19 protein-coding genes, 1 tRNA gene and 1 pseudogene are annotated in these 22,534 nt (G+C 41.6%); 15 read left to right on the top strand and 6 right to left on the bottom strand.

Translation table 11 applies throughout. The features are described 5' to 3' along the window. Nucleotides 1-253, top strand: a pseudogene (locus tag DXA54_RS22970) (hypothetical protein); the annotation flags it as partial. Between the two features lie 44 nt (nucleotides 254-297). Here DXA54_RS22970 and DXA54_RS22965 read toward each other — a convergent pair. From DXA54_RS22965 to recO, 3 genes are all read right to left on the bottom strand, one after another. Beyond that, entirely contained in the window at nucleotides 298-1,524 is a 1,227-nt protein-coding gene (locus DXA54_RS22965; RefSeq protein WP_120080766.1) for an acyloxyacyl hydrolase, read from the bottom strand. 7 nt (nucleotides 1,525-1,531) lie between these two features. After that, nucleotides 1,532-2,485 carry a hypothetical protein gene (locus tag DXA54_RS22960; protein WP_117513792.1) on the bottom strand — a complete coding sequence of 318 codons (954 nt, stop codon included), beginning with the start codon at nucleotides 2,483-2,485 and terminating at the stop codon, nucleotides 1,532-1,534. 269 nt (nucleotides 2,486-2,754) lie between these two features. Further along, nucleotides 2,755-3,483 carry a DNA repair protein RecO gene (gene recO, locus DXA54_RS22955; protein WP_022200135.1) on the bottom strand — a complete coding sequence of 243 codons (729 nt, stop codon included), beginning with the start codon at nucleotides 3,481-3,483 and terminating at the stop codon, nucleotides 2,755-2,757. 141 nt (nucleotides 3,484-3,624) lie between these two features. Here recO and DXA54_RS22950 point away from each other — a divergent pair, with 141 nt between their 5' ends. The 12 genes from DXA54_RS22950 (at nucleotide 3,625) to DXA54_RS22890 (ending at nucleotide 14,909) form a co-directional block, all read left to right on the top strand. After that, entirely contained in the window at nucleotides 3,625-4,584 is a 960-nt protein-coding gene (locus tag DXA54_RS22950) for a tyrosine-type DNA invertase cluster 3b (RefSeq protein WP_120080764.1), read from the top strand. 349 nt (nucleotides 4,585-4,933) lie between these two features. Next, entirely contained in the window at nucleotides 4,934-5,605 is a 672-nt protein-coding gene (locus tag DXA54_RS22945) for a DUF3575 domain-containing protein (RefSeq protein ID WP_120080762.1), read from the top strand. A gap of 25 nt (nucleotides 5,606-5,630) precedes the next feature. Beyond that, on the top strand, nucleotides 5,631-6,662 hold the full coding sequence (locus DXA54_RS22940; RefSeq protein ID WP_120080760.1) for a DUF3868 domain-containing protein: 1,032 nt from the start codon (nucleotides 5,631-5,633) through the stop codon (nucleotides 6,660-6,662). Nucleotides 6,663-6,674: 12 nt separating this feature from the next. After that, the gene (locus tag DXA54_RS22935; protein WP_120080758.1) at nucleotides 6,675-7,244 is read left to right on the top strand and encodes a DUF3575 domain-containing protein; all 570 of its coding nucleotides are present in this window, start codon (nucleotides 6,675-6,677) and stop codon (nucleotides 7,242-7,244) included. An 11-nt stretch (nucleotides 7,245-7,255) separates the two neighbouring features. Further along, nucleotides 7,256-7,447, top strand: a complete 192-nt coding sequence (locus DXA54_RS22930; protein ID WP_165863283.1) for a hypothetical protein — start codon at nucleotides 7,256-7,258, stop codon at nucleotides 7,445-7,447. Between the two features lie 48 nt (nucleotides 7,448-7,495). Then, nucleotides 7,496-8,911, top strand: a complete 1,416-nt coding sequence (locus DXA54_RS22925; RefSeq protein WP_120080754.1) for a DUF3868 domain-containing protein — start codon at nucleotides 7,496-7,498, stop codon at nucleotides 8,909-8,911. A gap of 24 nt (nucleotides 8,912-8,935) precedes the next feature. Next, complete coding sequence (locus DXA54_RS22920) at nucleotides 8,936-10,429, top strand: Mfa1 family fimbria major subunit (protein WP_120080752.1); 1,494 nt, start codon at nucleotides 8,936-8,938, stop codon at nucleotides 10,427-10,429. A 31-nt stretch (nucleotides 10,430-10,460) separates the two neighbouring features. Further along, nucleotides 10,461-11,435, top strand: a complete 975-nt coding sequence (locus tag DXA54_RS22915; RefSeq protein ID WP_120080750.1) for a FimB/Mfa2 family fimbrial subunit — start codon at nucleotides 10,461-10,463, stop codon at nucleotides 11,433-11,435. A gap of 527 nt (nucleotides 11,436-11,962) precedes the next feature. Next, a tRNA-Glu gene (locus DXA54_RS22910) sits at nucleotides 11,963-12,034 on the top strand. Between the two features lie 42 nt (nucleotides 12,035-12,076). Further along, nucleotides 12,077-12,331, top strand: a complete 255-nt coding sequence (gene rpsT / locus DXA54_RS22905; protein WP_004298235.1) for a 30S ribosomal protein S20 — start codon at nucleotides 12,077-12,079, stop codon at nucleotides 12,329-12,331. Between the two features lie 198 nt (nucleotides 12,332-12,529). Further along, the gene (gene gyrB, locus DXA54_RS22900) at nucleotides 12,530-14,488 is read left to right on the top strand and encodes a DNA topoisomerase (ATP-hydrolyzing) subunit B (protein WP_004298236.1); all 1,959 of its coding nucleotides are present in this window, start codon (nucleotides 12,530-12,532) and stop codon (nucleotides 14,486-14,488) included. A gap of 211 nt (nucleotides 14,489-14,699) precedes the next feature. Further along, nucleotides 14,700-14,909 (top strand): hypothetical protein, encoded by a 210-nt coding sequence (locus DXA54_RS22890; RefSeq protein ID WP_004298238.1) that lies wholly within the window; start codon nucleotides 14,700-14,702, stop codon nucleotides 14,907-14,909. Here the strand turns inward: DXA54_RS22890 and DXA54_RS22885 are convergent. Then, complete coding sequence (locus DXA54_RS22885; RefSeq protein ID WP_004298239.1) at nucleotides 14,906-15,487, bottom strand: DUF3109 family protein; 582 nt, start codon at nucleotides 15,485-15,487, stop codon at nucleotides 14,906-14,908. The two genes, DXA54_RS22890 and DXA54_RS22885, sit on opposite strands and share 4 nt — an antisense overlap. Before the next feature lie 66 nt (nucleotides 15,488-15,553). Next, nucleotides 15,554-17,068 carry a 2,3-bisphosphoglycerate-independent phosphoglycerate mutase gene (gene gpmI, locus DXA54_RS22880; RefSeq protein ID WP_032842877.1) on the bottom strand — a complete coding sequence of 505 codons (1,515 nt, stop codon included), beginning with the start codon at nucleotides 17,066-17,068 and terminating at the stop codon, nucleotides 15,554-15,556. Nucleotides 17,069-17,240: 172 nt separating this feature from the next. Here gpmI and DXA54_RS22875 point away from each other — a divergent pair, with 172 nt between their 5' ends. Both DXA54_RS22875 and DXA54_RS22870 read left to right on the top strand, forming a co-directional pair. Further along, nucleotides 17,241-19,691 (top strand): TlpA family protein disulfide reductase, encoded by a 2,451-nt coding sequence (locus DXA54_RS22875; protein WP_120080748.1) that lies wholly within the window; start codon nucleotides 17,241-17,243, stop codon nucleotides 19,689-19,691. Between the two features lie 230 nt (nucleotides 19,692-19,921). Next, nucleotides 19,922-20,851, top strand: coding sequence for a magnesium transporter CorA family protein (locus DXA54_RS22870; RefSeq protein ID WP_008776058.1), 930 nt, complete (start codon nucleotides 19,922-19,924; stop codon nucleotides 20,849-20,851). A gap of 127 nt (nucleotides 20,852-20,978) precedes the next feature. Here the strand turns inward: DXA54_RS22870 and DXA54_RS22865 are convergent, their stop codons facing one another. Further along, on the bottom strand, nucleotides 20,979-22,520 hold the full coding sequence (locus DXA54_RS22865; RefSeq protein WP_061448386.1) for a DUF5723 family protein: 1,542 nt from the start codon (nucleotides 22,518-22,520) through the stop codon (nucleotides 20,979-20,981). Nucleotides 22,521-22,534 lie beyond the last annotated feature (14 nt).

Below are 22,534 nucleotides of genomic sequence, written 5' to 3'. Positions count from 1 at the left end.
CAACCAAACCTCAAAGTGTAAAAGGTGCATTTCTTCGAATGCTTACTCTTTAACCCTAATGTATGACGATAAAACAGAAAAATTCGGTTTTAAATTTGCTACAGGAATATCATTGGGATACGGATATATCCTACAGAGTGATAAAACAGCAGAATATCAGCAACGATATCCTGACGCCGGTATCACAGAAGTAAAAGTTAATTATATTTGGAAAGATAATGGAATAATCCAATTAGGAGGACTTACATTTTAATTAAATTGAGAAAAGGAGGTTATTAACAAACGAAGATTGCCCTTTCATCGTTTATCATGAAATCTATATCCAAGCCCCAGCATTAGATTGTTGGGGTCTTTAAATTTGCTCAACTGATACCCCACGTGCAAAAACAAATGGCGTGTGACGTAAGTCTTGAGAGCCAGAATTTGGTAGAACCCTTTCATATCACCACCGCTGTATATCAGGTTCCGACCGACACCGACATTGATAGAAAAAACAGGCATCACCAGTTCTGCCCGAAGAGATAACCCCATGGCAAATTGCTTACGGAAAGGAGGACGATGAAACTTCAAATCGCTTGAGTAAAACTCGCCCACTCTATACTCCTTAAGATTGGCACTTTCATCATATTGCGCATCCGCAGAAAGCCCTGCCCGAAAATAGTTGTTGAAATTATACATCGGGGCGAAATTGATGCCCACCACACCGAACGAACCAGGAATCATACTCGACACATCGTCTCCAATCAGTCCTCTTTTGCGGGTGGCTCCGTAGATCACCAAGTCATAGCTGACGTGAGGCTTTATAAAGAGCCGTCTAGGAGTGATGGAACCGGGTGCCTCATCCGCGTCCAAAGTGCGTACGATGCCGATTCTTCCTCCAATAACATTAAGACCGCCATTAGGATAATGCGTGTTTCCATTGGAAAAATGGGTGAGATCTACACCTGCCGCCAGTTTCCAGTACTTGTGAACTTGCCAGTTCAGCAAAAAGCCGAGATTGATGTACGCATTGATCTTGGAGCCAATCAACACGTTTTGCGGATTGGATAGTTCGTCATATTTCCTCCAGCCAAAAGAAGCTCCGAAGTTCCATTCGTAATCGAGCGATAGACGGGGCGACAGTTGCGCGATACGTGACCCCTGAAAAGCGTATACCGACACCGGATTTCCCAATTCAACGGGACTAAAGAAGGTCTGGTAGGAAACGCCAATGCCCTGATAGGTATGAGGAAAGAGCCTGCCGAGATTGGATTCTTTGCTAAATCTGAAAGCGTACTTGAGATGGAAAGAAAGCGATTGGTCGATTTTCTTTTGCTGCATATTGTCTCCTTGCAGAAAACTATGGGTGGAGACGATATAGCCCGGACGAATGTCAAAGCCAAGCTGATGGCGAATCAGGGAATGGCTGACGCTGTCGTTCCGTTGTCCGATGATTGTCTGGGCTTCCAGATTTGCGTTGATTGCCGGATATACCAGAAGGCAAAAGAGGCACAGCAACCGTATGGCATTCCTATTTCTAATCATTGATATGCTAGTTGTTGAAAGGTATATCCTTGTGTGTTATATAATATTTTACAGGCATTTCGCTATGCAACGTGCCGGTTACGATTCGTTGTTTCTTGGTTTTGGAGTGAGAAACATAGAGGGTATATCTCGTTTCCAACCAATCATACATCATCGATAAGGTGTAGTATCGAGAAGTCCGGGGAGGAATTATGTCTTTGTTCTGTTCCGTACTAGGGCAAGGCAACATTTGTTGCTCAGAAATGAATGGCGCCCGTTTGCCGTTCATCACTAAATATCCGTCTTTCATACTTGGTATTTCCACTGTCAGACCGGCTTCGCCCAGTAATTGAAAAGCTTCGGGCACATCGCTTTTGAACCTCATAAAATGGTAAAAAGACTCGAAAGGAAAAAACGTGTATGTAGACGAAACATCTGTTAAGTTATGAAAGGAGACGCCTTCTTTTTTCTCTATCTTGTTTTCCGGATCGTAAGAATATGCATTCAAAGAATAAATGATACTATCCATCACATATCTGTCTCCCGGAGAAATCTCGACGTGTATCTCCTGCCACTCATATTCGTTGCTTGCCGTGAGCAGGAATTGAAAAGGAGCGGAAAGGGCATTCTCGCCCACCGTTATCTTCACTTCTTCGGGATGAACACGTTCGATGGTGAAATCAATCATCTCTCCGGTGCACACAATCTTTCCCAATCCGTTCAGCGATGGACCTTGGTCATTTGTTACCAAGCGATTGTCCGCATCATATACTTTATATTGAACGGGAAGACTAGAAGCTGTATACATTGCTAACCAATCCCAATTGGCAGCTGCAAATTGAATAGTGGCAACATCCCCGTTCCCGTCCAGCGCCAGTTCGGAATCGGAAGGACGGAAGTCGTCGACAAATACGTCTCCGTTACAACCATAAAACTCCCCCAGGATGAGAAGACAGACCGTCAGGTATAGGAATCTTTTCATATTGTTTTCTCTCTTGTTCATTCTCTTTTGTTCTCTACGGACAAAAGTAACATATATTTTCAGGAACAGCATACAAACCCGCATTAAAAAGTGTTATTATCACCTGATTAATTGCCGCATACAGTGGCGGACGCTAAAACACTGCTAAAACAATATATGGCAAGTAAATGGACTCGACACGACAAGGGAACGACAGAATTGAAAAGCACCGCACTCGTGTTTCAAGAATGAAAACTAGCTAGAACAGTTGAATGGAGAAAAGTTACTAATTAATCAAACAGTTCTTTCAATACCTCCAGTGATTTCAATGCCGGGAAGTCAGGCAGATGCAAACGATAATAATCATTCATAATCGTCAGGCAACGAGTACGCTCCGCACGGCTCATACCAAAAAGATGCATGGTCTCATAGTTCATGCGCATCAACTGACGGAGACGGACGGCCTCTTCAGGATTGATATAAGAAGAATGTAATTGGGGACGAATGGAAGTGAAACAGGCATTCAATAAATCGAAGTAATCGCCGGTATGATAATCTTCCAGGTTCGGGTAAAGCCCCAGAAAACGCGAAAGACGCATCAGAAAAACCAGATGAAAATTGGCAAATCCCTCTCCACACTCGTCCAGCCAAATGATAGAATGTTGCAGATAGGCAAACAACGGACGGTTCTCTGCCTCCTCCCGGATAGCCCTGTAAAGAAACTCCGACAGGAAAAGTGCCATCGAAGACTTATACGGATCATAAGGTATGGAAGAAAATGGATAAAAAGATTTCGCTTCCTTCACACGATAAAGTGTTGCATTAGGCCGATAGTCAGCCTCGAACTCAATAAAAGATAACGGTTGGAAAAGTACGGATTTCACAGCCGCTTTTCGCGAACGAGGCACTGTTACAAGGAAAGAAGCTCTGCCGGACAACTCCGTATACATATCTACAATGATAGAAGTATCATTGTATTTCAACGTATGAAGAACTATTCCTTTCGTTTTCTGCAGCATAACTGAATAACCTCATTTCCAAATCCGAAGCAAAGCTACAAAAAATACAAGGTAATCGGAGAGATTTTAAAGGCATTAACAACAAAAAAGATAACTACTTTTGTTATAGTCCCTGAATAACAAGTAAAGATAAACAAGCTTATGAAACGAAAAAGTAATAAAAACGGATTTACCGGATGCGCCAAAGCATACATCCGGAATTTACAGGAAGAAGGTCGTTATTCGACAGCACATGTGTATAAGAATGCAATTCTGTCATTCACAAGGTTCTGTGGTACTCCCAGCATAACTTTCGGGCAGATCACTCGCGATAGTTTGAGACGATACGGGCAGCACCTACACGAACATGGGTTGAAGCCAAACACAGTTTCAACCTATATGCGTATGTTGCGCAGCATCTATAATCGTGGTGTAGAAGCAGGGGTAGCCCGCTTTATCCCCCGGCTGTTTCGTGACGTATACACTGGCGTAGATGTACGACAGAAAAAGGCGCTCCCGGTCAGCGAACTGCATACACTTCTCTACAAAGCCCCTCAATCCCAACACTTAATCCGTACGCAAGCTATCGCACGGTTGATGTTCCAATTCTGCGGTATGCCGTTCTCTGATTTCGCACATTTAGAAAAATCGGCATTGGAACACGGAATCCTTAGATACAATCGCATAAAAACAGGCACACCAATAAGCCTTGAAATCCTAGACACCTCCAAGAAAGAGATAAACAGACTGCGTAACAACAATCCGCCGAGAGAAGATTGCCCAGACTACCTATTTAATATAATGAAAGGAGATAAGAGACGAAAAGAAGAAAGCATATATAAGGAATATCAGTCAGCCCTCCGCCGATTCAACAATCAATTGAAAAGCCTGTCAAAAGAGCTAAACCTAAAATCACCTGTCAGTTCATATACTATCCGGCATTCTTGGGCAACAAATGCCAAATACCAGGGAATCCCTATTGAAATGATCAGTGAATCATTAGGACATAAATCAATAAAAACCACACAAACTTATCTGAAAGGTTTTGGTTTGAAGAAAAGAACAGAAGCCAACCAATTGAATTGTTTTTACGTAGAATCTTACAGCACAAGTCATCAATAAAATATAAGCAGCTATCTATCAGCAATCTACCTTATCCATTACTTCTTAGGTAACGGATATAAATACTGCACAAAGATATATAAAAAGAGTATTACATTCCAAATTAATTATAGATTATTTTATTCAACTTCTTCCGAAGAATAAAATAAGATATGAGAACACGAATCACTTTTAGTTCATGTTCCAACTATCTATTGCCAATCATCGGACCGTTTTTTCTGTCCGAAAGCTTCCAGAGACGTATATCAATAAAAGACCACTGTCTTTTTTACTTTTCCCCCATGTGCTCCTGTCATTAAACAGGAGTTCCGTTACCTAAGAAGTAACAGATACACATAAACAAATAATTATGACACACAAACCCGATATCAGTAAAAATGAAAGGCCTGCTGCCAGCAACAGGTGGAGATATGCGGCAAACATTAAACATGGGCTAGCCATCATTGCCTTTGTTACATGTATTCTGCCTGCTTCAAACCTTTGCGGACAAAATATAGCCATTAAAAGCAATCTGCTTTACAATCTAACCACTACTCTCAACATGGGAGGAGAAGTGCGATGTGACGATACACATACCATCAGCCTTTCTCTCAATTACAATCCCTGGGACTTCGGAGGGAACAAAAAGATGAAACATTTCCTGTTACAGCCGGAATACCGTAAATGGTTTAATGAAGCATTCACAGGAAATTTTATCGGCTTTCAGCTACACTATGCTTTGTTCAATTTTGGAGGAATGCTCCCTTGGGGATTCAGCGATGGGAAAATGCTGGGTATTGAGAACAGGCAGATTGCTCATAACAGATATCAAGGCAATCTGGCGGGTTTCGGCATTTCCTACGGTTATCAATGGATGATCAGCCCTCAATGGAACCTGGAAGCAGGAATCTCACTCGGATATGCACACCTTAATTATAAACGCTACGGACAGTCTGAAGGTGCAGCCCTATTGGAAAAATCAAGCTGCAACTACTGGGGACCTACACAAGCAGGGATATCAATCATATATTTCATCCGATAAATCAACCTAATAATAACCACATAAAATGAAAACGAAAGCATTCATATTTTTCAGCTTATTGATATGCAATCTACTCCCGGCACAAAACATTAAACTGGATATTACTCCACACTTTCTCGGAGTGCGGGCAGATTCATTACTACTCTCCATGGATGTATCGGTAGAAATAGAAAATATGGAGTCTAAAAATGCCGTCAGACTAACGCCCGTCTTAACCGGACAGGAAAAGAAAATCTTACTGCCCTCCATCCTATTGAACGGCAAACAAAAACAGAAATTATATCTGCGCAACCAGATATTACGAAAAAAAAGCGGGCATAAAGAAGAGGATGCAACCTACCTCGTTGCCGGTATCGGCGAAAGTCATTCCCGCACCATCGCTTACCGGACTTCGTTGCCCGCAGAAGATTGGATGAACCACGCAACTCTCCTCCTTCGGAGAACAATCATCCGTCCTGAAAGCGAACAAGCGTTGAAAGACACTTTACTCATTACATCTCAACCTGCTGCACTCCCATCCCTCCAAAAGAATCCGGACGAGGCTACGTCAACAGCAGAAAACACGTCTCAGGCCGATACGACAACCACAAAAATGAAATATAAAGGTTCGTATGTTTCTCCGGCTACGGATGATGTAGATATACGAAATCAGAAAGAGTTGAATTTTAATCTTGAAGAGGCTAAGATTATGGCTGACGTCAATCCACAAATGTTGTCGCTCCGCGAACTCTATACCGTAGCTCTGTCGTATGCAGATAACAAAGCCAAGTTTTACCAAATTATTAACATCAGTGTCAAACTGTATCCTGTACACCCCATCGCCAACCTGAACGCTGCCGCTGCCGCCATCGAACAAGGAAATACTCAATCAATAAGCAAGTTTTTATCGATGGCTCCTCATGACAACCTTGCTTACAAGAATTGCCGGGGTGTATATGAGCTAATGACTGGAAACACATACGAAGGCATTCGTATGTTAAAGGCCGCTAAGACAGAAGGGTCAGAAGAGGCTTCTTACAATCTGAATGTATTTTTTGAAAATAATAAACGTCCTTAACGAGCAGATACAATGAAATATTTCTTATTCTTATTCCTGTTCTTATCAGTTGGTTGGCTCCACTGTCACTCACAGAAAGTAGCAGTCAGGGTGAATGCGCTTCCTGCAATAGAGGGGGCTCTCGAGGCCGGAGTCTCATATGCCATCGGAAATAAAAGCACAGTTGAACTGACCGGCAGTCTGCGACCATGGAAACGGGAAGAGAAATATGTGAACCGCTATTGGCTGATACAACCAGAATATAAATACTGGACTTGCCAGAAGTTTAACGGCTTTTTCTGGGGTACTTACCTCAATGGGGCACAATTCAATATCGGAGGGAAAAAACTGCCTTTCGGTATATTCGCCGGGTTGAAAAAGTACAGATATGAAGGATGGCTGGCAGGCGGAGGTATCAGTGCCGGATATCACTGGATGCTGAATGATCATTGGAATATAGAAACAAGTCTGGGAGTAGGATACGATTTTATCCGCTACAAGCAATACAACTGCGTCAAGAAATGCGCCGGATTACGGGACAAAGGTGATTATCATTACATAGGGCCTAGTAAGGCTTCAATAAGTTTAGTTTATCTATTTTAAAATAAAACAGGATGAAAAGTTTATGGAAAGTCTGGTTCTCCAGAAAAAGAAGTATCTACATACGAATAGCACGTCAATGCCGTTCTACCCCATGGAGAGTATATTATCTAGGACATGGAGGCATCAGCAGATCAATAAAGGACATGAAGATATTGAAAGCATTGCAGCAGCAAGGAATCATTTCACGAATTTATCCATGGTGAGTTATGATTGCTTTTGTTACGGATAAGGAGTCATTTAGTTGTAAAATTATGAAAACAGGAGGAACTTTTATCATTGCAGCCATCTTATCTCTTTCTCTTCAGGCACAGACACCTGTAGCAGGAGATGATGGCACTGTTCGAGCCACTTCCTCCAGCCTGCACAAGGCCGGGAAAGAATTACTGGTTTCTATTGGAATAGAAGTCACTCGTGACTTCCTGCCCAATGAATCAATGACATTGATACCTGTTGTCAGTGACAGTCTGGAACACCGGTTGGAATTACCACCGATCTATATCAACAGCCGAAAACAACACATCATATTTTTGCGCGAAGCCGGCAAGAAGGAAAAAGAAGCCGAAGCATTGCAAAGAAAAAACGGAAGTCGGCAGACAATACATTATCTGCAATCTGTACCTTTCGAAAGTTGGATGAATCATGCCACTCTCTCACTCGTTGAGAAAAGCTGTGGCTGTGGGATTCCGGGTGAAGAAAATTTCACTTGTATCGCCCGTTTACACCCACAGCCAACCCCTATTCCACAACTCGTATTCCTGACTCCCCAAGTGGAAACCTCGAAAATCAGAGAAGAAAAAGGGTGTGCGTTTATTGATTTTCCTGTCAATGTGACTGCTATATACGAAACATACAGCAACAATACAGTAGAACTGAATAAAATTATTGAAACAATCAACACCATTAAAAATGACACCAACGTTACCATCACACACATCAGCATTCACGGCTATGCTTCACCCGATGGACCTTACCGACTCAATGAGAAGTTGGCCCGTGAACGTACTCAATCTGTGAAAGAGTATGTAAATCAGCTATATGCATTCGACGGAGCGCATATCCGGACAGACTATACTCCCGAAGATTGGGAAGGATTTGAAGCTCTTCTCTGTGATACGACTTTTCAAGAGAAAGAAGCGATAATAAAAACCATAACAAGCGACATTCACCCCGACAGCAAGGAGAGAAAGTTAAAAAAACACTTCCCTGCATTCTACGATTTTGTCCTGAAGCATTGGTTTACTCTACTTAGACATTCCGACTACACTATTGAATATCGTGTACGCCCGTTTACTCTTGCAGAATCCCGGAAAGTCTTTACTACAAACCCTAAAAATTTGAGTCTTGAAGAAATGTTTCGTCTCGCACTTGCCAGTACACCTGGAAGCGAAACTTATAATCAGATTTTCATGACTGCCGTACAACTATTTCCCGATAATCCCACAGCCAACTTGAATGCCGCCTGTATAGCCTTGATGCAAAGAGACGTCCAAACAGCTGCCACTTATCTGGAAAAAGCTCCGGAAGTACCGGAAACAATATTAGCAAAAGGAGTTCTATGCTTTCTTAAAAATAACTATGAGGAAGCAGAGTACTTATTCAGACAAGCTCAAAAAGCAGGACTATCACAAGCGGATAATAATCTGCAATTAGTCCTTGAATTAAAATAAATACTCATTAAAATCAAATGTAAAATGAAAAGATTCAGTAAATTAATGTCACTGCTTTTATTCGCGGCAGTCACACAGTACAGTTGCATCAATGATGCAGATGTGGTCATCGCCGATGACACTCATTCAGAGTCAAATGGTAATCTCGCCTTGTTCTTCGAGATTCCAAACGTTGCTACCAGCCGAAGTGCCGAATCGTCCGGCGTTACCACCGAAGGTTCGAAAGAAGAATATGCGGTAAAGAGTCTCACAGTTTATCTATTTGACTCGACCACAAAAACGCTCAAAGATCAGCAGGAACTGAAGAACATCAACCGGACAGTTACGAGCGGTCAAAACATACAGTACACCGCTGACAAAATCACTGTAAATCCGGGAACTTATAACATCTTTGCCATAGCTAACGGAAAAGCAATCACTGGAAATATCAGCACACAAGAGGCTTTTCTGAATGCAGTTGATGCCGTTACTTACAGTGCAGGAAAAATTCCAAGCGTACCCGAAAACGGTTTCGTTATGACCAATCGTGGAGCTGCCAATCTGAACGTTGAAGTGAAGAAACCTACAGATTCCGATAAAGTGACCAGTGTATCTATTGGTCTCGAACGCGTGGTTGCCAAAGTCGAACTGACTCAAACACAGGAAACTTTCCCGCTAACAGACCCAGCCGGAAAGACCTACTGTACAATCAAACTGAACAATTTCAGAATGTTGAACCTGGCAACCCAGTTCTATACTTTCCGCCATACAGCGGTACTGAACAGTTTCCAGGAACCAGATTCATATACTGATGAAAACTTCGGTGATATCAACGACAACAATGGTTATGTTATCGATCCTTATTTCTTCAAGAAAACAGTGGAGAATGCCGGGGACTTTACAAACGCTGATGGTTTCTTTGCACAAGCTCTAGTACAGTTGGATATCAACGACGGCAACTGGGCAGGTATGGCGCAAGCTAACAGTTGGTCACATATCTACTGCCTGGAAAACTGTATGTTCCTTGACGCCCAACTGAACGCATACAGCACGGGAGTTATGTTCAAAGCCAACATGGATATTGCCCCCGACCGCGTTTTCAATGAAAATGGCGATGTAGTTAGCAATCAGTCCAACTGGCCGACTAATATGTTCTACTTCAATTACAACTTTTATACCAGCGTAGATGCAATCCGTAAACTAGTCCTTAATAATTTGCCCAATGATGTCACTGACAACTCGACAACAGAAGAACTAGCCCGATATAGTATCAAACGTTTCAAGAAAACGGAAAACTACTCTTGTTATTACAATTACTGGATCAAACACCTTGATAATAATTCTCCGGAAATGGGTGTTATGGAATTCGGTATCGTACGCAACAATATATACAGATTGTCAGTCAACAAAATTGCAGGACTCGGTAGCGGCGAACCTTTCATCGACCCGGATCAGCCGGATGAATATAAAGCCGAACTAGACATCAATTTCAATGTTTTTCCGTGGGCCGTACGTAATCAAGATGTAGAACTTGAATAAGTATTGGCCACCCGAACTAAATTTATTATAAATGCGTCCATTTTTACTCTATATTATCAGTGCCATCGCCTTGTTCTCATCCTGCAACTGGGTGAACGACGACTTGTCAGACTGCCCTTCCGGGACTTGGCTGAAAATCTCGTATACCTATAATATACTAGATGTGGACGCTGCCTCCACACAAGTAAGCGACATTACCATCCTTGCTTTCGACAAGGATGATAAATATGTGGATCGAGTGGACGTAGACAGCATTACATTACATCAAGGCTACTGTATGGTAAGAGTGCCGTTTCCCGAAGGAACTTATCGTTTGCTTATATGGGGAGGGACATCCAACCACATGTACCAGCTCCCTAATCTCAAAGCTGGACAAACGGAACGAAGGTCCCTGAATATATCACTGGCATGCGATAATAAGAATCAGTCAAACAAGAAACTGAATGCACTCTTTTACAGTAGCCTTGAAAATATTACTATTAGTCAAAAATATCAGGTTATTACCGCCAATTTAGTGAAAGATACTAATTATTTCTCATGCATTCTTCAAGATGAAGCAAATGCCCCTCTAAGTCAAGAGGACTTTTCCTTTACTCTGGAATCTGCCAACGGAATAATAGACTACACAAACACACCGGTCGGTACAACTCCAGTCTACTATCTTCCATACCAGAAGGAAGTGGCTGTAATGTCCGAGCAAACTCTGGTCATCCATGCGAGATTAAATACATTACGTATCATGAAAGGAGATCAGACAACCTTATCGATCAAACATATACCAAGCGGCCAGAACATTCTTCGTCTCCCACTCACTCAATATCTGTTGTTATCCAAAATCTACAATGATATAGGTGAAATGAGTGACCAGGAGTATCTCGACCGTCAGGACTCATATACGCTTTTGTTCTTTATCCAGCCATCAGATACCGGAATTCCGCATATATGCCCAAGAATGCAAGTTAACGGATGGATTATACGCCTGAACAACTCCGAACTGGAGTCTTAAAAACGTGTGACGAAATAGTATGTGAACAATATTTAGGTGAGATGTATTTACAAAGGCTACTGCGAAGTACCCTAGTGGGCTCTTTTGCCCTCTGCTCATGTAATGTTTCCCACTACATGTAGCGTCTTAATAAAACGGTTTTTCAAAGAAAATATCGTTTTATTAAAATTGTTTGTTTTGTTTGTGTTTAGTGCATTCTGTCCAAGCGAGGAGAGAATGCACTTTTTTTGTTACAAGAGAAATCACAAAAATAAGCAGCCTTTTTATTCCACTACAATATAATAAGGTATATGGAAGAGAACACCTTCCAGTTTTTTTTCACTGATAAGATTTTTTTATAAAAACTGAAACCGTATATTTTATTGAATATCAACATAAAAGAATGGTCACTTTGAAAAAAACACATATTCAATGAAAAAATTCCTATAAATCATTTGCCAGTTTCAAAAAAGTTCCTACCTTTGCATCCGCAATCGAGAAACAAACACAGATTCGAGAAAGCAAAATGCAGAAATGCAACAAAGGATGGCCCGTTCGTCTATCGGTTAGGACGCAAGATTTTCATTCTTGAAAGGGGGGTTCGATTCCCCCACGGGCTACAAGTTAAAAGAATAAAGAACTAAAAAAATAGATTAGTCGAGATGGCAAATCATAAATCATCACTGAAAAGAATCAGACAAGAAGAGACAAGAAGACTTCACAACAGATATTATGGCAAAACCATGAGAAATGCTGTTAGAAAGCTTCGTGCAACTACTGATAAAGCAGAAGCAGTTGCAATGTACCCAGGCATTACAAAGATGTTGGATAAGTTGGCTAAAGTGAACATCATTCACAAAAACAAAGCTAGCAATCTGAAATCTAAGTTGGCTCTTTACATCAACAAGCTCGCTTAATAATAAGAATTTAGCAATTCTATATAGCATTCAGGCTGAACTTTTAAGTTCGGCCTTTCTTGTTTATAACCAACTGAATATCAAACTTATCAAGAAAGCGGAGAATCAACCCGCATTCTTTATTTTTCACTGATTATTCTTCGCCAAGTCGACAATTTTCACTATATTTGCTCTGTTATTAAAGTTAGAAAGGCAATTATGAGCGAAGAACAAATCACTCCCAATAACGGGTCTTATTCTGCGGATAGCATCCAGGTATTGGAAGGTCTTGAAGCAGTAAGAAAACGCCCTGCGATGTACATTGGTGACATCAGCGTCAAGGGACTTCACCATTTGGTATACGAAATCGTTGACAACTCTATCGACGAAGCATTGGCCGGTTATTGCGACCATATCGAAGTAACAATCAACGAAGACAATTCAATCACAGTACAGGACAACGGACGCGGTATTCCGGTGGACTATCACGAGAAAGAAAAGAAGTCGGCACTGGAAGTTGCCATGACCGTACTGCATGCCGGAGGTAAATTCGACAAGGGTTCTTACAAGGTATCCGGAGGTTTGCACGGTGTAGGTATGTCTTGCGTAAACGCGCTGTCTACCCACATGACTACGCAAGTATTCCGCGATGGTAAAATCTATCAGCAGGAGTATGAGATCGGTAAACCGCTTTACTCTGTAAAAGAAGTCGGTACAGCCGACATCACTGGAACCCGCCAACAATTCTGGCCGGATAATACCATCTTTACAGAAACGGTATACGATTACAAGATTCTGGCTTCACGTCTGCGCGAATTGGCTTATCTGAACGCTGGTCTCCGCATCACCCTGACGGACCGTCGGGTTGTGAACGAGGACGGAAGCTTCAAGGGTGAGCAGTTTTATTCAGAAGAAGGTTTGAGAGAGTTTGTACGTTTTATCGAGTCTTCACGCGAGCACTTGATTAACGACGTTATCTATCTGAACTCGGAAAAACAGGGAATTCCTATTGAAGTGGCTATCATGTACAATACCGGATTCTCCGAAAACGTTCACTCATACGTTAACAATATCAACACTATCGAAGGTGGTACACACTTGGCAGGTTTCCGCCGTGCGCTGACCCGTACGTTGAAGAAATACGCCGAAGACAGCAAGATGCTGGAAAAGGTGAAGGTTGAAATCTCGGGAGATGACTTCCGTGAAGGTTTGACTGCCGTTATTTCTGTGAAAGTAGCTGAACCACAGTTTGAAGGACAGACTAAAACGAAGTTGGGTAACAACGAAGTGATGGGTGCTGTTGACCAAGCAGTGGGTGAAGTATTGGCATATTATCTGGAAGAACATCCGAAGGAAGCAAAAACGATTGTAGACAAGGTGATTCTCGCGGCTACCGCACGTCACGCAGCAAGAAAAGCCCGTGAAATGGTACAACGCAAATCGCCGATGTCGGGTGGTGGTCTGCCGGGTAAATTAGCCGACTGTTCGGATAAGGATCCTTCAAAATGTGAATTATTCCTTGTCGAGGGAGATTCGGCAGGTGGTACTGCCAAGCAGGGACGTAACCGTATGTTCCAGGCTATCCTCCCATTACGCGGTAAGATTCTGAATGTGGAAAAAGCCATGTATCACAAGGCTTTGGAAAGTGATGAAATCCGCAATATCTACACAGCTCTCGGTGTAACTATCGGAACTGACGAAGACAGCAAGGAAGCCAACATACAGAAGCTGCGCTATCATAAGATTATCATCATGACCGATGCCGACGTCGATGGTTCTCACATCGACACACTGATTATGACATTCTTCTTCCGCTATATGCCACAGATTATCCAGAATGGCTATTTGTACATCGCTACTCCCCCGCTCTACCTCTGCAAAAAAGGTAAAGTAGAAGAGTATTGCTGGACAGATGCACAGCGCCAGAAGTTTATTGACACTTACGGTGGCGGTTCGGAAAATGCAATTCATACACAGCGCTACAAAGGTTTGGGTGAAATGAACGCCCAGCAATTGTGGGAAACAACCATGGACCCCGAAAACCGTATGCTGAAACAAGTAAATATTGACAACGCCGCAGAAGCTGATTATATCTTCTCTATGTTGATGGGTGAAGATGTAGGGCCACGCCGCGAGTTTATTGAAGAGAATGCAACGTATGCAAATATCGATACATAATTAAATAATTACGTTTTATAAACCAACCTCACATCTTACAACGAGGAAACGCCGATGGCGAAGGAACATCCTTCGATCGGCGTTTTTCTTTTGCCCAAAGGGGCTTTCATATTCAAATCGATCAACCGTCCATCTCTTAATAAAACCTAACAGCAGAAACGTTTTCCATACAAAATCACTATCTTGCATAAAAAGCAAAGAAAACATAACTATGAAAATGAAAACTACTGCTCCTAATCCGTTATTTGCAAAGATCAGGTTGTTTCTTATTGTATTGACTTCCTGCGTAATCGCCACTTGTATTTTCTTGATTATTATTCATCCGGAAGTATGGATGATACCGGCATGCGGAATTATTATCGCATTGTGTATTTTACTATATCAGGTATATTGCATACGCAAGAACCGGAAGAGAATTTAAATGTACTGTTGCTTTTTCAGTTCTTCGGCAACAGTGACCAGCTCTTTGTACCATTCTTCACCGAACTTACGGATTAAAGGCTCTTTCAAAAACTGATATACGGGAAGATTCTCTTTTTTTCCCAGCAAAACCGCTGCTTTGCATACGTCCCAACGATTATAATTCACCGCTTTATAAGGTCCGTAATCTCCAATCCGGATAGGATAAAGATGGCAGGACACCGGTTTATAGAAGGCAGTCTTTCCCTCTCGATAGGCCTTTTCGATCGCGCAATAGCAGCAACCATTCTCATCATAACAAGTAAACACACAGTCCTTATTATTGACAATAGAAGTCACCAAATCACCTTCCTGATCCGTATATACCACCCCTTGCTTTTCAATCACCGCACGTGCTTCCGAAGCCAGTTCGTCCCAGATAACCGGCAAAACCTCTTCCAGCTCCATCACCTCATCCAGCTCTACCGGAGCACCGGCATCACCTTCAATGCAACAAGCGCCCTTGCAGGCACCCAGATCGCAAAGAAACTTCTCCTGAAATACATCAAGAGACACTACTACATCACCTATTTGTATCATTTTAAACCTTATGTGAGACAAAAAGGGCGGAGTTCTACTCCGCCCTCCCAATTATAGAAATTTAAATTACTTAATCAAAACGTTTCCGTCCATTTCAGCCGGAGCAGCCAGACCCATAATCTTGAGAATAGTCGGAGCAACATCTGCCAGACGACCGTTTTCTACTTTCGCAGTTTTGTTCTCTGTTACATAAACACAAGGAACAGGGTTCAAAGAGTGAGCAGTGTTCGGAGTACCGTCTTCGTTCAAAGCGTGGTCAGCATTACCATGATCGGCAATGATAATTGCTTCGTAATCCTGTGCTTTGGCAGCTTCGATTACATCTTTCACGCAAGCATCTACAGCAATAACAGCTTTCTCGATTGCTTCATAAATACCGGTATGACCTACCATGTCACCATTAGCGAAGTTCACTACGATGAAATCATATTTGTTCTCGTTGATGGCAGCCACCAATTTGTCTTTTACTTCGAAAGCACTCATTTCCGGCTTCAAGTCGTAAGTAGCCACTTTGGGAGAAGGAACAAGGATACGATCTTCTTTATCAAACGGAGTTTCACGTCCACCATTGAAGAAGAATGTTACGTGCGCATACTTTTCTGTTTCAGCGATATGAAGTTGGCTCAAGCCTTTAGAAGCAAGATATTCGCCTAATGTATTAGATACATTATCTTTGTCGAACAGGATATGAACGCCCTTGAAAGAAGCATCGTACGGAGTCATACAGTAATATTGCAGCCCTGGGATGGTGTGCATACCTGCTTCCGGCATATCTTGTTGAGTCAATACAACAGTCAACTCTTTGGCACGGTCATTACGGTAATTGAAGAAGATAACTACATCACCTTCTTTGATTGTTCCGTCGCAGTTGGCATTCACAATCGGTTTGATGAATTCATCTGTAACACCTGCATTATAAGACTCCTGCATAGCCTGAACCATATCGGTAGCTTTCTCACCTATGCCGTTTACAAGCAGGTCATAAGCTTCTTTTACACGTTCCCAACGTTTGTCACGGTCCATAGCGTAATAACGGCCGATGATAGAAGCAATCTTGCCTGCTGATTTCTCACAGTGTGCAGAAAGTTCTTCGATAAAGCCTTTACCACTCTTCGGGTCAGTGTCACGACCATCCATGAAGCAATGGATAAATGTATTGTCGATATTATATTCTTTAGCGATATCGCAAAGTTTGAAGAGATGAACGAGTGAGCTGTGTACGCCACCGTTAGAAGTCAGCCCCATAAAGTGAACACTCTTTCCGTTTTCTTTTGCATAAGAGAAAGCAGAAACGACTTCAGGATTTTTCAGGATGCTATTGTCAGCACATGCACGATTGATTTTTACCAAATCCTGATAAACTACGCGTCCGGCACCGATATTCAAGTGACCTACTTCCGAGTTACCCATCTGCCCGTCGGGCAAACCTACGTTTTCACCGCTTGCCTGAAGTTGAGAGTGAGGATAAGTAGTCATCAGATAATCCCAGTAAGGAGTGGGAGTGTTGAAGATTACGTCATCTTTCTTTTGGTCACCTAATCCCCAACCATCGAGGATCATTAAAAGGGCTTTCTTACTCATAATATTTCAATATTTAAATTATCACTCTGATTTTCGGGCGCAAAGGTACAAAAAAGATGGTTACGTAAACGTTTAATCTATGTTAAGTTACAGGGCAGAAGTGCACCAGGCTATGAATATTTTTCTTACTTTGTAAAAGTACTTTCAATATATTGATCGAAAAACTATTATTATGAAAACAACTTTATTTTGTATCTTACTTTTGTTATCGGGTATAGTATCCGCACAAACAATCGACCATCCACCTTTCAAAGCCCGATCGGGAAGTATTTCCAACATCACCCGCATAGAGCGCACTCCCGAGAACACAAGAGTATATATTCATGCTATCTTCCGCCCACACTGGTGGATCATGGAAGATGGAGATACCTATCTGGAAGATGCCGCAACCGGCAAGAAATATCTGTTCAAAAGTGCTGAAGGTATCGAACTCAAAAAAGAAGTCTATATGCCGGATTCAGGAACGATGGATTATGTGCTGGTTTTCGAGCCGTTACCGTCAGAAACACAGACCATTCATTTTCTCAATCCTACTGACCCCGAAGGCAATATTTATGACATATCGCTGGTCCCGCAAAAGAGGAAAGATTCTTCTCCACTAGCCACCATCAAAGGCAATTGGTTCAAGACAGACGGTTCCGGTTCATGGGAATATGGAGTTTACGACTCCATCAGCATTCTGAATAACCGGATATACACCAATGCAAATATCCGAAAAAAGGGAAAGCGGATTGAAATGACTTTAAAAGATAGAGAGAGTCAGGAGGAAATGACTTTATCATTCACCCCGCAAAAAGACGGCACGTGTAAGATTCAGCAGAAAGGAGCGGAAGAATTAGTGTACAGCAAGGAGAGAACTCCGATTACACAGGTTGCTGCAGAACCTGATTTTAAGCAATTCTTCCGCCAGGATTCAACTTATCTGCAAGGGTATATAAACGGATACGATCCTCGTTTAGGATTTGACACCGGTCTTATTTATCTGTCAAATGAACTGACCCGTGAAGATTATCCGACCGTCATCCAGATAGCCCCGAACGGTAGTTTTAGCTGTCGATTTATCATTAATCATCCGATAGAATCATCGGTAGTACTGGGACACAACTGGATTCCATTCTATATTGAACCCGGACAAACTCTCACCATGTATATCGACTGGGAAGCTGTAATGGCACGCAGCCGTGCACGCGATCATTACTTCCCTATCAGGAACACAGCATATATGGGTCCATCCGCTTCTCTCTCCTACCTGCTGAAAGACTTTGATAACCTGATAACCTATCGCTATGAGGACTTATCGAAATCACAAAAGACATTAACTCCCGACCAATACAAGGAGCACATGAAGCCTATCATTGCACAATGGAAACAGGTTGCAGACTCTGTAAGCCAAATCTATCAGCCCTCTCTCAAGGCAGTTCATCTGATAAAGAACAAGGTAGATTTGCAAGCCGGAAGTATGCTTTTTGATTTCTTGATGAGCAGAGATTATTACGCAAAGCAAGATAGCACCAATCAGGCGCTGAAAGTAAAGGAAGACGATTCCTATTACAGTTTCTTGAAAGATATGCCACTCAATGATGTAACCGTACTTGCAAACACAAACGCAAGTACATTTATCAACCGTTTCGAATATATGGACTTGTTCCGGAAAGCATATTCCGACCAGTCTTTTTCTCCATCAGACAGCATTGATTATACTTATCCGAAGAAACCTCTATTGACTTTCCTTAAAGAAAAAGGTGTGAAACTAAATAAGGAGCAGGAAGCAATAAGACTTAGACAGGAGAAGTTGGCCGGAACTACTGCCAAAATTATAATGAGGCAGCTAATTGCAGAGAACGAGAAGATGGCATCGCTCTATGAAAAAGAACAAAAACTCATACAAGAATATGTGGCATTATATTCCGAGAAAAAGGAAGAATCCCAGCAGGATAAGGATAGAATCTTTATAAAAATGAACCAGAAATATGATTTCAAGAAAGATTCCATCATTGCACAATTATATCCTACTCCCAACCCTTTGCTCTGGCAAATAGCCAAAGTGCGGAGCCTTAATTTTAATTTAGGAAATATCAAAGACAGCCAAATAGCTCATGAATATGTGGATAGCATCAAACAAATATTCACCGAACCGTTTCTCGCATCAGAAGCTGAACGAGTGCTGGAAAAGACACACCCGAAAGATAGGGCAAGATCTTATCAGTTGCCTGATGGAAAAGCGACTGAAGTATTCCGCAACATCATAAAGAATCATTCAGGTAAGGTTCTGTTTGTCGATTTCTGGGCAACGACTTGTGGCCCTTGTCGTGCAGGAATAGAGGCAACTGCCGATTTACGCAAAAAATATAAAGATCATCCGGAGTTTCAATTCATCTATATCACAAGTCAGAAAGATTCGCCCGAGAAAGACTACAAAAAATATATAGAGAAGAATCTAAAAGGAGAAGCCTGTTATTATGTTTCGGAGGCAGAGTTCAATTATCTGCGTCAACTATTCCAGTTCAATGGTATTCCACACTATGAACTTGTTGAAAAAGATGGCAGCATATCCAAAGAGCGTTTAAGCAGTTACAATATCAGGAAATATCTGGATAATCATTTCGAAGGAAAAGCAGAATAGGATCGGAGCCTCTAAATAAAGGGCACAAATAAAAGAATATCAAAAAAAGCGATACAAAGGGCGGAACCCTCTTCATTTTTCCGTACCTTTGCATCGCTTTTAAATTAAAATCATAGAAATATGGACGATTCAAACCCGCGAACGTGCACAACTAGTATTAATTAAAGCGAACAGAGTCATTGAAACCTGATGCCTCTGCTCGTGTAAAACAAACGAAAGGAGGCAATAAGATGAGAACGTATCTTTATTGTGAAGCCGGCTTTGTGGAAAAAGCTCAATGGCTTCCTAACAGCTGGGTAAATGTAGTATGCCCGAATAATGATGACTTTGAATTTCTAACTCAAACTCTCAACGTACCCGAATCATTTCTTAATGATATAGCTGATACAGACGAACGTCCGCGTACGGACACAGAAGGTAATTGGTTATTGACCATTCTTCGTATCCCTGTGCAGAACAAGCAGAACGGCAGCCTGCCCTTCGACACTGTACCGATTGGAATAATCACCAATAACGAGATTATTGTGTCCGTCTGTTATCACAACACCGATTTGCTACCGGATTTCATAGAGCATACCCGTCGAAAAGGGATTGTTGTACGCAACAAGCTGGATCTGATTTTTCGGATCATCTATTCTTCTGCCGTATGGTTCCTGAAATACCTAAAGCAGATAAACATAGACATCAGCGCCGCAGAAAAGGAACTGGAACGAAGCATCCGCAACGAGGACCTGCTCCGGCTGATGAGACTGCAGAAAACATTGGTCTACTTCAATACTTCCATCCGTGGAAATGAAGTAATGATAGGAAAATTAAGGACTATTTTCCAGGATACGGATTATCTGGACACTGAACTAGTGGAAGATGTGATTATCGAATTGAAACAGGCACTTAACACGGTGAATATTTACAGTGACATTCTCACGGGAACGATGGATGCTTTTGCCTCCATTATCTCCAATAACGTGAATACAATCATGAAACGCATGACAAGTCTGTCCATCGTCCTGATGCTCCCGACATTGATTGCCAGTTTCTATGGTATGAATGTGGATATTCATCTGGAAGAGGTACCCTTTGCTTTCTCTTTGATCGTACTATTTTCCATCGGATTGTCAACTCTTGCGTTTGTGATATTCCGGAAGATAAAATGGTTCTAATACAAAAAACAGCTTACCATCTGTGATCCTTTAGAGGATTCTAAGACGGTAAGCTGTAAATTATACGTTTTTTATTCTATAGAGAATTAATTAAAAGAGAATGTTTAGAGAGAGAAATTAAAATATCTTATCCTTCTTTACTTGCTTTTCTTCCGCCCAACGGAATAGAAACTCCAACGAATCCATTCACAGAGTTAGAGTTCTTGCCTAAGAACATATAGTCAGTTCCGACAAACAGAGGACCTAATTTCAGACCCAGACCGAAAGATTTACCGGCTGACTGGATAGCTGAGTAACTAAGTGCTACATTGAACCAGCTTTTCGGACGGTAGTTTGCAGAGAATGTTAATTCTGTAAGAGCATCAGGCTGTACAAAACGAGTGGTTGACAATACACCCACTGCTAATTTGTTATTGAAGAATCCATATTCTGCACCTAATACTAGGGTAGAAGCAAGACGAGATTTACGAGATTCTTTAGCATCGCTTACTTCGAGTTGCAACATGTCATAGTCAAGTACATCACCATTTGTTACACGGTCCATATATCCTTGAGCGTCATTCTGCAACTGATTTACAGCGTTCATAACAGTATTCGGATTATTCGGATCAACCATATTTGCATAGGTACTTCCTTTAATATCAATCGGATCCGGATTAGCAGATGCAATCTTTGTACTTGATTTTGACCAAGAGATAAAACCTAAGTCAAGAACAGAAGCAGATACAGTCAGATTATCCAATATTTTATAAGAAGCTCCTAAATCGATACCAAAACCGTACCCAGCTATACCCAATTTACCGCTATCGAAATCAAAGTCAGTTACATAATCTTTACCCTCTTCTTCTTGTAATTCCAAGCCTTTGAAAGAACTTTTCAGTTCGGCACCAACAGTCAAGTTTGCATGATAGTTATTAAACTTATCCTTTAATTCTTGTGCTGCCTGTGCTGCCTGTGAAGGGGTCATAGAATTCCAATAGCTCTCACTTGACCACTGATTTATTTGTTGATCACTAGGTAAATTAGCGCTCATCGCAACTCTATTAAGTTTCAACTCCATGTTACCAATACCCAATAAAGCTTTCACTCTAGCACCAACTGTCAAACGGCTATTAATCTGACGTGAAAGTCCTAAACCAATTTCAGTATAAGCATTAATGTTCAATTGCTGACCACTAATATCATAGTTACTATTTCTCCAGTTTTCTTCAACTGTTTCCATCTCATTCAAGAAGGTAAACATATTCTTTGTCAGGTTAGCACCGATATCTGTACGAAGACCGATATTGAATGACCAAAAGTTTTTTCCTTTATACCATCCTGCAGAAAGAATTTCTGTACTGAAGTTCACATTCAATTTATTATTATCTTTCAGACGATTCATGAAATCCGGTTTGGTGTAGAAATCATCGCCATCATCAATAATATCAATGATATCCTGATAGCCTAACGAAGTAGAACCAACCGTTGCATTAACAGCACCGATCACTGGAAGGTTAAAGTAACCTTTAGTCGGTGTTAAAGCCGGATTCAGTTGTTGACGATAGTGAGTACCTTCCATGAAATAGGAAGTACGTAAAAACTGTGCATTTGCAGAAAGAGTGCAAACCAACATAATAAAAAATACCCCAATGAGCTTAGAAGACCATAATAGCTTGTTCGTTGCCATGATTTTAAACTTTT

This window comes from Bacteroides sp. OF03-11BH, assembly GCF_003604005.1.
Lineage (GTDB): Bacteria > Bacteroidota > Bacteroidia > Bacteroidales > Bacteroidaceae > Bacteroides > Bacteroides ovatus.
Note: the sequence above shows the minus strand (reverse complement) of the source record. Positions and strands in the feature narration are given on the sequence as shown.

Coding starts and splice junctions, on each gene's coding strand:
- DXA54_RS22965 (WP_120080766.1), bottom strand. CDS start 1,524: ATGATTAGAAATAGGAATGCCATACGGTTGCTGTGCCTCTTTTGCCTT.
- DXA54_RS22960 (WP_117513792.1), bottom strand. CDS start 2,485: ATGAAAAGATTCCTATACCTGACGGTCTGTCTTCTCATCCTGGGGGAG.
- recO (WP_022200135.1), bottom strand. CDS start 3,483: ATGCTGCAGAAAACGAAAGGAATAGTTCTTCATACGTTGAAATACAAT.
- DXA54_RS22950 (WP_120080764.1), top strand. CDS start 3,625: ATGAAACGAAAAAGTAATAAAAACGGATTTACCGGATGCGCCAAAGCA.
- DXA54_RS22945 (WP_120080762.1), top strand. CDS start 4,934: ATGACACACAAACCCGATATCAGTAAAAATGAAAGGCCTGCTGCCAGC.
- DXA54_RS22940 (WP_120080760.1), top strand. CDS start 5,631: ATGAAAACGAAAGCATTCATATTTTTCAGCTTATTGATATGCAATCTA.
- DXA54_RS22935 (WP_120080758.1), top strand. CDS start 6,675: ATGAAATATTTCTTATTCTTATTCCTGTTCTTATCAGTTGGTTGGCTC.
- DXA54_RS22930 (WP_165863283.1), top strand. CDS start 7,256: ATGAAAAGTTTATGGAAAGTCTGGTTCTCCAGAAAAAGAAGTATCTAC.
- DXA54_RS22925 (WP_120080754.1), top strand. CDS start 7,496: ATGAAAACAGGAGGAACTTTTATCATTGCAGCCATCTTATCTCTTTCT.
- DXA54_RS22920 (WP_120080752.1), top strand. CDS start 8,936: ATGAAAAGATTCAGTAAATTAATGTCACTGCTTTTATTCGCGGCAGTC.
- DXA54_RS22915 (WP_120080750.1), top strand. CDS start 10,461: ATGCGTCCATTTTTACTCTATATTATCAGTGCCATCGCCTTGTTCTCA.
- rpsT (WP_004298235.1), top strand. CDS start 12,077: ATGGCAAATCATAAATCATCACTGAAAAGAATCAGACAAGAAGAGACA.
- gyrB (WP_004298236.1), top strand. CDS start 12,530: ATGAGCGAAGAACAAATCACTCCCAATAACGGGTCTTATTCTGCGGAT.
- DXA54_RS22890 (WP_004298238.1), top strand. CDS start 14,700: ATGAAAATGAAAACTACTGCTCCTAATCCGTTATTTGCAAAGATCAGG.
- DXA54_RS22885 (WP_004298239.1), bottom strand. CDS start 15,487: ATGATACAAATAGGTGATGTAGTAGTGTCTCTTGATGTATTTCAGGAG.
- gpmI (WP_032842877.1), bottom strand. CDS start 17,068: ATGAGTAAGAAAGCCCTTTTAATGATCCTCGATGGTTGGGGATTAGGT.
- DXA54_RS22875 (WP_120080748.1), top strand. CDS start 17,241: ATGAAAACAACTTTATTTTGTATCTTACTTTTGTTATCGGGTATAGTA.
- DXA54_RS22870 (WP_008776058.1), top strand. CDS start 19,922: ATGAGAACGTATCTTTATTGTGAAGCCGGCTTTGTGGAAAAAGCTCAA.
- DXA54_RS22865 (WP_061448386.1), bottom strand. CDS start 22,520: ATGGCAACGAACAAGCTATTATGGTCTTCTAAGCTCATTGGGGTATTT.